The organism is Draconibacterium sp. (assembly GCF_041583095.1).
Taxonomy (GTDB): Bacteria; Bacteroidota; Bacteroidia; order Bacteroidales; family Prolixibacteraceae; genus Draconibacterium.
Genome location: NZ_JBFHGM010000214.1, coordinates 1 through 8777 on the forward strand (window position 1 = coordinate 1; position 8777 = coordinate 8777).

General features: G+C 42.5%; 8 protein-coding genes. 7 read left to right on the top strand and 1 reads right to left on the bottom strand.

All coding sequences use genetic code 11. The features are described 5' to 3' along the window. The first annotated feature begins 61 nt into the window (after positions 1 to 61). The 6 genes from trpD to ABZB17_RS16880 all read left to right on the top strand — a co-directional run bounded on the left by trpD (position 62) and on the right by ABZB17_RS16880 (position 5112). On the top strand, positions 62 to 1057 hold the full coding sequence (gene trpD, locus ABZB17_RS16855; protein WP_372651801.1) for an anthranilate phosphoribosyltransferase: 996 nt from the start codon (positions 62 to 64) through the stop codon (positions 1055 to 1057). Positions 1058 to 1077: 20 nt separating this feature from the next. Continuing rightward, complete coding sequence (trpC, locus tag ABZB17_RS16860; protein ID WP_372651803.1) at positions 1078 to 1866, top strand: indole-3-glycerol phosphate synthase TrpC; 789 nt, start codon at positions 1078 to 1080, stop codon at positions 1864 to 1866. Positions 1867 to 1917: 51 nt separating this feature from the next. Further along, the gene (locus tag ABZB17_RS16865; RefSeq protein WP_372651805.1) at positions 1918 to 2544 is read left to right on the top strand and encodes a phosphoribosylanthranilate isomerase; all 627 of its coding nucleotides are present in this window, start codon (positions 1918 to 1920) and stop codon (positions 2542 to 2544) included. 109 nt (positions 2545 to 2653) lie between these two features. Further along, entirely contained in the window at positions 2654 to 3835 is a 1182-nt protein-coding gene (trpB, locus tag ABZB17_RS16870) for a tryptophan synthase subunit beta (protein WP_372651807.1), read from the top strand. Between the two features lie 102 nt (positions 3836 to 3937). Beyond that, positions 3938 to 4720 carry a tryptophan synthase subunit alpha gene (trpA, locus tag ABZB17_RS16875; protein ID WP_372651808.1) on the top strand — a complete coding sequence of 261 codons (783 nt, stop codon included), beginning with the start codon at positions 3938 to 3940 and terminating at the stop codon, positions 4718 to 4720. A 200-nt stretch (positions 4721 to 4920) separates the two neighbouring features. Continuing rightward, positions 4921 to 5112 (top strand): hypothetical protein, encoded by a 192-nt coding sequence (locus ABZB17_RS16880; RefSeq protein WP_045026390.1) that lies wholly within the window; start codon positions 4921 to 4923, stop codon positions 5110 to 5112. Between the two features lie 41 nt (positions 5113 to 5153). Here the strand turns inward: ABZB17_RS16880 and ABZB17_RS16885 are convergent, their stop codons facing one another. Continuing rightward, on the bottom strand, positions 5154 to 5630 hold the full coding sequence (locus ABZB17_RS16885; protein ID WP_372651810.1) for a GNAT family N-acetyltransferase: 477 nt from the start codon (positions 5628 to 5630) through the stop codon (positions 5154 to 5156). A gap of 760 nt (positions 5631 to 6390) precedes the next feature. Here ABZB17_RS16885 and ABZB17_RS16890 point away from each other — a divergent pair. Next, a partial coding sequence (locus ABZB17_RS16890; RefSeq protein ID WP_372651811.1) for a SusC/RagA family TonB-linked outer membrane protein occupies positions 6391 to 8777 on the top strand: 2387 nt, incomplete at its 3' end.

An 8777-nucleotide genomic window follows, 5' to 3' on the forward strand; every position in this document is an offset into this window, starting at 1 on the left:
ATCTCGCATAACTAATTGAGTCAATACTCACTACTCAAATCTCAATACTAATTACTTAGATATGAAAGAAACATTACAATACCTATTTGAAGGAAACACCCTCACTCGCGAAGAAGCAAAAGCTGCCTTAACCGGCGTTGGGAAAGGCCTTTATTCTGAAGCTGAATTTGCCGCATTTCTCACCGTTTTTAAAATGCGTCCTTTGCAGTCGGAAGAACTTGGAGGTTTTCGCGATGCCATGGCGGAACTCAGCAAAAAAGTTGATCTCTCAGACTATAATGCAATCGATATTGTGGGCACCGGCGGCGACGGCAAAAACACCTTCAACATCTCTACACTCTCGTGTTTTGTTGTTGCAGGTGCTGGTGTGAATGTCACCAAACATGGCAATTATGCCGCCACTTCAACCAGCGGCTCATCAAACGTTTTGGAATTTCTGGGCTACGAATTCAGTAACGAAACCGACAAACTAAAAAGCGATCTGGAAAAAGGAGGATTTTGCTTTTTACATGCTCCGCTCTTCCACCCCGCCATGAAACACATTGCGCCGGTACGCAGGGCTTTGAAAGTGCCAACTTTCTTTAATATTCTTGGGCCGATGATCAACCCGTCGGAACCAAAATATCAGCTACTTGGAGTGAATAACAGTTTAAATTTCGAGTATTATAAGAACGTGTATAAAACACTGAATGTTAACTTTGCCATTGTGAACAGTGTTGATGGTTACGATGAAATTTCGCTGACTGCCGACACGCACTTTGCTACAAAATCGGAAGATAAACTGGTGTCGGCATCAGAATTCGGGATGCAGCAGCTTGCACCTGAAAAGCTTTATGGTGGCGAATCGGTAGAAGATGCCGCAAAAATATTTATCGATATATTAAAAGGAAAAGGGACCAAGGAACAAACCAATGTGGTTCTTGCCAACGCAGCCGTTGGTTTGCACGTTGTTTTCCCGGATAAAACATTGATCGAATGTGTTGAAATGGCACGCGAATCTTTACTAAGCGGAAACGCGTTGAAAAAGTTGGAAGCAGTTACGAACAAATCCTTTTAAAGCAGAATAAATAAAAGACAATGAATATTCTTGATAAAATAGTAGCAACAAAAAAACAGGAAGTAGCTGCCCGGAAAAAGGTGGTTAGCATTGAGCAACTGGAAAAATACCCGGCTTTTACCAGAAAATGTAATTCGCTAAAAGAAAACCTGCTAAAAGATGGTGCTTCCGGAATTATTGCAGAATTCAAGCAAAAATCGCCATCAAAAGGTGAGATCAATTTTTCAGCAAAAGTGGAAGAAGTTACCAAAGCCTACAACGCTGCGGGCGCTTCGTGTCTTTCTGTCCTTACGGATTTTGAATATTTTGGCGGTACATTGGCCAACCTGGCGAAAGCACGTGAAGCCAATCCTGATATTCCGATTTTGCGAAAAGATTTTATGATCGACACCTATCAGATTGTGGAAGCCAAAGCTTTTGGTGCGGATGTAATTCTTTTAATTGCTGCATGTCTTTCGAAAGAAAAGGCGCTGGAACTGGCAAAAAAAGCCAAAGAACTGGGGCTGGATGTTTTAATGGAAATCCACAATGCTGAAGAGTTGGAGATCGTTAACAACTATGTTGATGTTGTGGGCGTAAACAACCGCAACCTGAAAACCTTTGAAGTGAGCGTTGAAACTTCGGTGGAGCTTTCGCAACTTATTCCGGCCAAATTTGTAAAAATATCGGAAAGTGGTTTGGCAGGAGCTGCCGAGATCAACTACCTGAAAGAACATGGATTTAAAGGGTTCCTGATTGGTGAGACTTTTATGAAAACGGATGATCCAGGTGCAGCTTGTAAAAAGTTAATTGGGGAGCTTAGAGATTAATAATCACAAACCTTGAGGGTATTAAAGGGGTGAAACATAACAAATGAAGAGATGACAAAAAATCTAAAAATAAAAGTTTGCGGGATGAAATTCACCCAAAATCGGGAACAGGTAGAAGCGCTTGGAGTCGACTTGCTGGGGTATATTTTTTACGGCCCGTCGAAACGATTTGTGGGTGACACACCCGATGCCGGACTCTTTCAATCTAACAAACCTAAAGTAGGTGTTTTTGTAAACGAGAATGCTTTTGAAATTATGGGATTAGCCAAAAACTTTGGTTTCGAATACATTCAATTGCATGGCAAGGAGAATCCAAAAACCTGTGGAATATTAAAAAACCAGGGATTGCATGTTTTAAAAGCCTTCCCTATGGATGAAGAATTTAAATTTGAATCAACAGCTGCTTTCGAGGACAATGTGGATTATTTTTTATTCGACACCAAAACCAAACAACACGGTGGTTCGGGTAAAAAATTCAACTGGCAGATCCTGGAAAATTACACCGGGAATACACCATTCTTTCTGAGTGGAGGAATTGGCCCGGATGACGTGGCCGAGATTAAAGAACTTAACCATCCGATGTTGGCCGGAGTAGACCTGAACAGTGGTTTTGAAGACGAGCCCGGATTAAAAAACATTGACAAACTAAAACATTTTATTGAAGAAATCAGAATATGATCCCCCCTTCTCATCCCGACAACCCGGGATTCGATTGTCCCCCCAGGGGGACAGGAGTCCGTCAGCTGACGGACGACAGGGGGGAATTAAAATCGACAAATTTTATCAGATGAAATATCAAGTAGACGAAAAAGGATATTACGGCGAATTTGGCGGGGCATGGATACCCGAAATGATGTTCACCAATGTTGATGAACTCAAGCGCCGTTACCTTGAAATTATAGAATCAGATTCGTTCAAAAAAGAATTTGATCAGCTCTTAAAAGATTATGTGGGGCGTCCGTCGCCGCTGTATTATGCCAGCCGGCTTTCGGAGCATTACGGCAGCAAAATCTACCTTAAACGGGAAGATCTGAACCACACCGGATCACATAAACTGAATAATACCATCGGACAAATTCTGTTGGCACAACAACTTGGAAAAACGCGCATTATTGCCGAAACCGGTGCCGGCCAGCACGGTGTGGCAACTGCAACGGTTTGTGCTTTGAAAGGAATAAAGTGTATCGTGTACATGGGAGCTTTGGATGTTTCGCGCCAGGCACCAAACGTAAAGAAGATGAAGATGCTCGGAGCCGAAGTAATTCCGGTGCATAGCGGAAACAAAACACTAAAAGACGCCACCAACGAAGCTATGCGCGACTGGATCAACAATCCGGAAGATACGCATTACATTATCGGCTCGGTGGTTGGACCGCACCCCTACCCGGATATGGTTGCACGTTTCCAATCGGTAATCAGTGCCGAGATGAAAAAGCAATTGCTGGAACAAACCGGATCGGAATTCCCGACACGTATTTTGGCGTGTGTGGGCGGAGGAAGTAATGCCGCAGGTGCTTTTTATCATTTCCTGGATGACGAGCAGGTAGAACTGATCGGAGTGGAAGCCGCCGGCAAAGGAGTTGACACCAACGAAACTGCAGCAACTTTAACGGTTGGAACGCCCGGAGTGTTACACTCAAGCAGAACCGTGTTGATGCAAAATGAAGACGGACAAATTACAGAACCATATTCCATTTCAGCAGGGCTGGATTACCCCGGAATAGGGCCCTTGCATGCGCACCTTTTTAAAACAGGTCGAGCAAAGTTTCTGGCTGCTACCGATGAGGAAGTTTTACAGGCCGTGTTGCTGCTAACACAAAAAGAAGGCATTATTCCGGCACTGGAATCAGCTCACGCACTTGCGGCGTTGGATAAAATAAAAATGAATCCTGATGATGTGAATGTGATTAACCTTTCGGGTAGCGGAAACAAGGATATGGAAACTTACCTGGATTATTTTGGATATTAAAAAAACGAACACTGACAACACATATTTATTTGATTTCCACAGATAGTTATCAACGAAAATCTGCAAAATCAGCGTAATCTGCGTTCTATTAAAACTATTATCATGAACAACAGAATCAATCAACTTTTCGAAAGAAAAAAAGCTTACATACTCTCGGTATATTTTACTGCCGGATTCCCCAACCTGAATGATACGGTTGAAATTATTCAGCAGCTGGAAAAAAATGGCGTCGACCTCATCGAAATTGGTATGCCATTTTCCGATCCTACCGCTGACGGACCAACGATTCAGCGCACCAGCGAAATTGCCTTAAAAAACGGCATGTCGATTAAAGTGCTATTCGAGCAATTAAAAACCATTCGCGAATCGGTTTCTATACCGTTGGTTTTGATGGGGTACTTAAATCCGGTTTATCAATACGGTGTAGAAAAGTTTTGCCAGAAATGTAACGAAATTGGTATTGACGGAACGATCCTGCCCGACCTCCCGTTGGATGAGTTTGAAGCAAACTACAAAACTATATTTGAGCAGAACAACCTGCACAATATTTTGCTGATTACGCCACAAACGTCGGAAGCACGCATTCGACAAATAGATGATGCCAGCAAAGGATTCATATACATGGTTTCATCGTCGTCAACAACTGGTGCCGGCAAAAAAGTGGAAGATTTCCATGCGGACTATTTTGAGCGCATTCAGGCAATGAACCTCAAAAATCCGCGCCTCATCGGGTTTGGAATTTCGGATAATGCCACCTTTACAAATGCCTGTAAATATGCCAGCGGAGCCATTATCGGAAGTGCCTTTGTAAGTTCATTCAGCGAGGAAGTAAAAACTGCCGATTCGGTTGCCCAATTTGTAAAAAACATGTTAACGACCGACTAATGTTTGACTGCTAAAAGTTTAACAAAAATAAATGTTCTGAAACATGATTTAGGTAAAACAGATATAAATAACACATGCTCAGCGCAATAGAATATGATCGCTGAAAAAGACTCGTTAATTAGTGTTAAAGGATATTTTACAGCATACTTTAATTCAATTTTGGATGTTATTTTTAGTAACGAACAATAAAAGAAGAAGCCATGTTAGAATACGCAAAAGTAATTCTACCCAAAGTTAGTTTTAGCAAAGAATTGTTCAGTAAAGAGTTATCCAAATGCATTAACTGGGTAGAGCCCGATCAGTTGCAGAACTTACGCAACTGGTGTTATGAAAATTTTAAAGAGATGTACCCCGATGTACTGGCAGAAGCATTTGCCGGCATCGCGGCTTAAAGTATTAACCGGGCGGGATTTTATCCCGCCTTTTTTATGCTTCAAAGTTTTTTAATCATCCAAATATCGCAGCCCGTATGCCCCGAATCACCCAAAGGTTTTTCCAGTTGTTCAAATCCTGCCCGTTCATACATTCCCACAGCATTATCGAACTCGGGTAAGGTTTCAATATAAATTTCGGAATAACCCAACTCTTTTGCCGACTCGATACTTTGCTCCATTAATACCGTGCCCAAACCTTTTCCCCGGGCTTTTTCCAACAGGTAAAACTTTACCAATTCAGCGCAGCCTTTGGGCAAACCAACGGTAGGGTAAATGCCGCAACATCCTAAAACATCGCCATCCTTCTCTGCTACCCAGAGAACCGATTTCTCATTCTGAAACAGCTCATACAAGTTATCGGTAGTTGGATCGGAAAAGACAGTTCCTTGCCGCGGAGCATCGTACTCAATAAAAGCTGCTCTTATTAAATCGGCTAATTGTTTATTATCTGATTTTTGGACTTTTCTAATCTTCATTTTTCAATCATTATCGGATATGTACCCCTGAAGTTCAACACCTTCAATATACAGGATTATCGAAGTGTGCGTTTACGACAAACGCTTATTTTGCACTATAATTCATTATGGATTTAAAAATAATGGATTTTATGATACATCAAAAAATATTATCAGCATACATTTCGCAGGTTCGGCAAATCTATATGAATCCTTAATTTGGCTTATCCATTTAAAATTGACCACGAAACACACCCGTTTTACGTTTACCAACATTCTTTCGTCTGCCAATACCCCTTTTATGTCAGCCAACAACATCCTTCTCGGCTTTTGTTCTCATATCTACCGTTTATTTCCATTTATCGCTTTGTGCTTACCGTTGGTTGATAAAAATTACGGCGTATCGCAGCATTCTGTAAGTTTGATCAAAAAGCTAAAAATCCGGCAAACGCTAAACAGCTCAAACCGGCACGTAAACATCATTAAACAGGGGATTCGGGGAATTAGAAACGTTAACAGCGGCACTCCATTTTTTTTACATAGAAACAGAATTAAACAGCATTTAAAATGTAAAAAGTGCAATTATCTGGCCGGCTGGCAGATAATAAACTCCCGTTTCCCCGACGGGAGTTTTCTTTTGGAAATTACAAAAGCGAAGGGTAATAACGCTTGAGTATGAATATAAGTTTTATCGGTGAAACGAATACGGAAATTCTTACCCAAAAGTAAGGAGAGAAATGCACGTTCCACATGATAGTTTAACATTTACAATTTGAATCATATGAAAAAACTACTTCTATTAGTTCTGGCTTTGTTTTGTGGAGTGGGAATACTATTCGCCCAAACAAAGCAAATTAGGGGAACGGTTACTTCATCCGAAGATGGACTACCCATTCCCGGTGTTTCGGTTGCCGTAAAAGGAACTACTACCGGAACCACTACCGATCTGGACGGTAACTATACGTTAACCGTGCCTGTCGATGAAATCCTTATTTTCTCCTTTGTTGGAATGAAACGCGAGGAAGCCCCCGTCACCGATGCTATGGTTTACAACGTTACACTTGAACCTGATGTAATTGGTGTTGACGAAGTTATGGTTGTGGCCTACGGTACTGCTAAAAAGGAATCGTTTACAGGCTCGGCCCAGGTGGTTGACAACGAAATGCTGCAAAAGCGACCCGTTGCCGATATTTCGAAAGCTCTGGAAGGACAGGTAGCCGGTGTTCAAACCACATCGGGAACCGGACAACCCGGCGAAGGAGCGGAAATCGTTATTCGCGGATTTGGCTCCATTAACTCCAGCAACAATCCGCTGTATGTAGTTGATGGTGTGCCTTTCGATGGTAACCTGAACTCGATAAACCCGGGCGATATTGAGTCGATGACCATTTTGAAAGATGCTTCGGCCGGTGCGCTTTACGGATCGCGCGGTGCCAACGGAGTTGTGGTAATTACCACTAAAAAAGGCCAGTCGAAAGAATTGTCGGTGGAACTAAAAGCCACTTACGGATTTTCGAACCGTGCTATTAAACCTTACGAAACACTTGGCACAGCCGATTTTATCGAAGCTTCGTTCCAGGGTTATAAGAATGCGTTGATCTACACCGATGGTGTTCATCCTGATTTGGCCGGCCCAATGGCCGTTGACGCCTTAAGAGGAAGCAGCGGTATTTTTGGTGCCAACGAAATGTACAATCCATACAACATGCCCGTTTCAGAATTGATCGATCCGCAAACCGGCCGGGTTAATCCTTCGGCTAAATTGCTTTACGAATCAAACTGGCTTGATGAAGTGACCAACGACAATGCAACACGTCAGGAATACCAGCTGTTTATAAATGGCGGATCCGACAACTCACAGGTTTACGCATCGGTAGCCTACCTAAAAGATGAAGGTTTGCTGAAAACCACCGATTTCGAACGTATCTCCGGAAGAATTGGCGCAGAGCTGACTCCGAAAAACTGGTTTAAATACGGCGGTAATGTCAACTTCTCAAAAACAGAAACCAATTACCTGGGTTACGATGGTACCACATCAAACTCAAACGTTTGGTATTCGGCGCAGTTTATGGCACCTATTTACCCGGTTTATCTGCAAGATGAAAATGGCAGTCCTATACTCTCGGAAACAGGCGAGAAACAGTTCGACTATGGTTTAACCCGTCCGTCGGGTGCCAACCCGAACTGGAACCCTGTGGCAACTTTATATGAAGATGCTTACGAAACTACTGCCGACAACCTGTCGGGAAGATTCCATTTAAATCTGTTGGGTATTGGACTTGGCAGTTCTTTCGATGGATTATCTTTTACTACAAACGTAGGTTTCGATTACATAAATACCAATCAAACCGTATACTGGAACCCTGATTTTGGTAATGCAGCCAATATTGGTGGTTTTCTCGATAAAACCAACGTACGAAGCCTTTCGTACACCATTAACCAACTGTTGCGTTACGAAAAAGACTTTGGCAAACACAGTATTAATGTGTTGGCGGGTCACGAGTTTTACAAACTTACCATTAACGAAATGGAAGGTTCAAAATCGGGCTTCCCCTACTCAGGAATTAAGGAGCTGGCACCGGGCTCAACAACTTCGGGGCTTACCTCGTTCGAGGATAATTATTCCATCGAATCGTTCCTGAGCAATGTTACTTATGACTTTGCTGACCGATATTACCTCTCGGCAAGTTTCCGTACCGATGGTTCATCGCGTTTCCACAAAGATTTCCGCTGGGGTAACTTCTGGTCAGTTGGTGGCTCGTGGCGCATCAGCGAAGAAAGTTTTATGGAGGAGATGACCTTTATCGACAACCTGAAACTAAAAGCCAGTTACGGAAAACAGGGTAACGACAATATAGGTACTTATTATGGCTGGCAGTCGCTTTATAACCTCGACTGGGCCAATGCCAACCTGAACGGAGCACTACTTTCATCATTAGAAAATACGTCGATAAAATGGGAAGAAAACAACAACTTTAACGTTGGTGTTGATGCCGTGCTTTTCGATCGTTTTGATATTAGTTTTGAATATTACCGTCGTCGCACCGTGGATATGCTTATGGAAAAACCAATGGCAACATCGCTTGGTTTCGATAGCTACTGGGCCAATGTTGGCGAGATGCTGAACACCGGTTTTGAATTTAATGCGAACCTGAACCTCATTTCTAA

Excerpts from the sequence above, each read along its gene's own strand:
- ABZB17_RS16865 (WP_372651805.1), top strand. The coding sequence starts at position 1,918 with ATGACAAAAAATCTAAAAATAAAAGTTTGCGGGATGAAATTCACCCAA.
- ABZB17_RS16880 (WP_045026390.1), top strand. The coding sequence starts at position 4,921 with ATGTTAGAATACGCAAAAGTAATTCTACCCAAAGTTAGTTTTAGCAAA.
- trpB (WP_372651807.1), top strand. The coding sequence starts at position 2,654 with ATGAAATATCAAGTAGACGAAAAAGGATATTACGGCGAATTTGGCGGG.
- ABZB17_RS16885 (WP_372651810.1), bottom strand. The coding sequence starts at position 5,630 with ATGAAGATTAGAAAAGTCCAAAAATCAGATAATAAACAATTAGCCGAT.
- trpC (WP_372651803.1), top strand. The coding sequence starts at position 1,078 with ATGAATATTCTTGATAAAATAGTAGCAACAAAAAAACAGGAAGTAGCT.
- trpA (WP_372651808.1), top strand. The coding sequence starts at position 3,938 with ATGAACAACAGAATCAATCAACTTTTCGAAAGAAAAAAAGCTTACATA.
- trpD (WP_372651801.1), top strand. The coding sequence starts at position 62 with ATGAAAGAAACATTACAATACCTATTTGAAGGAAACACCCTCACTCGC.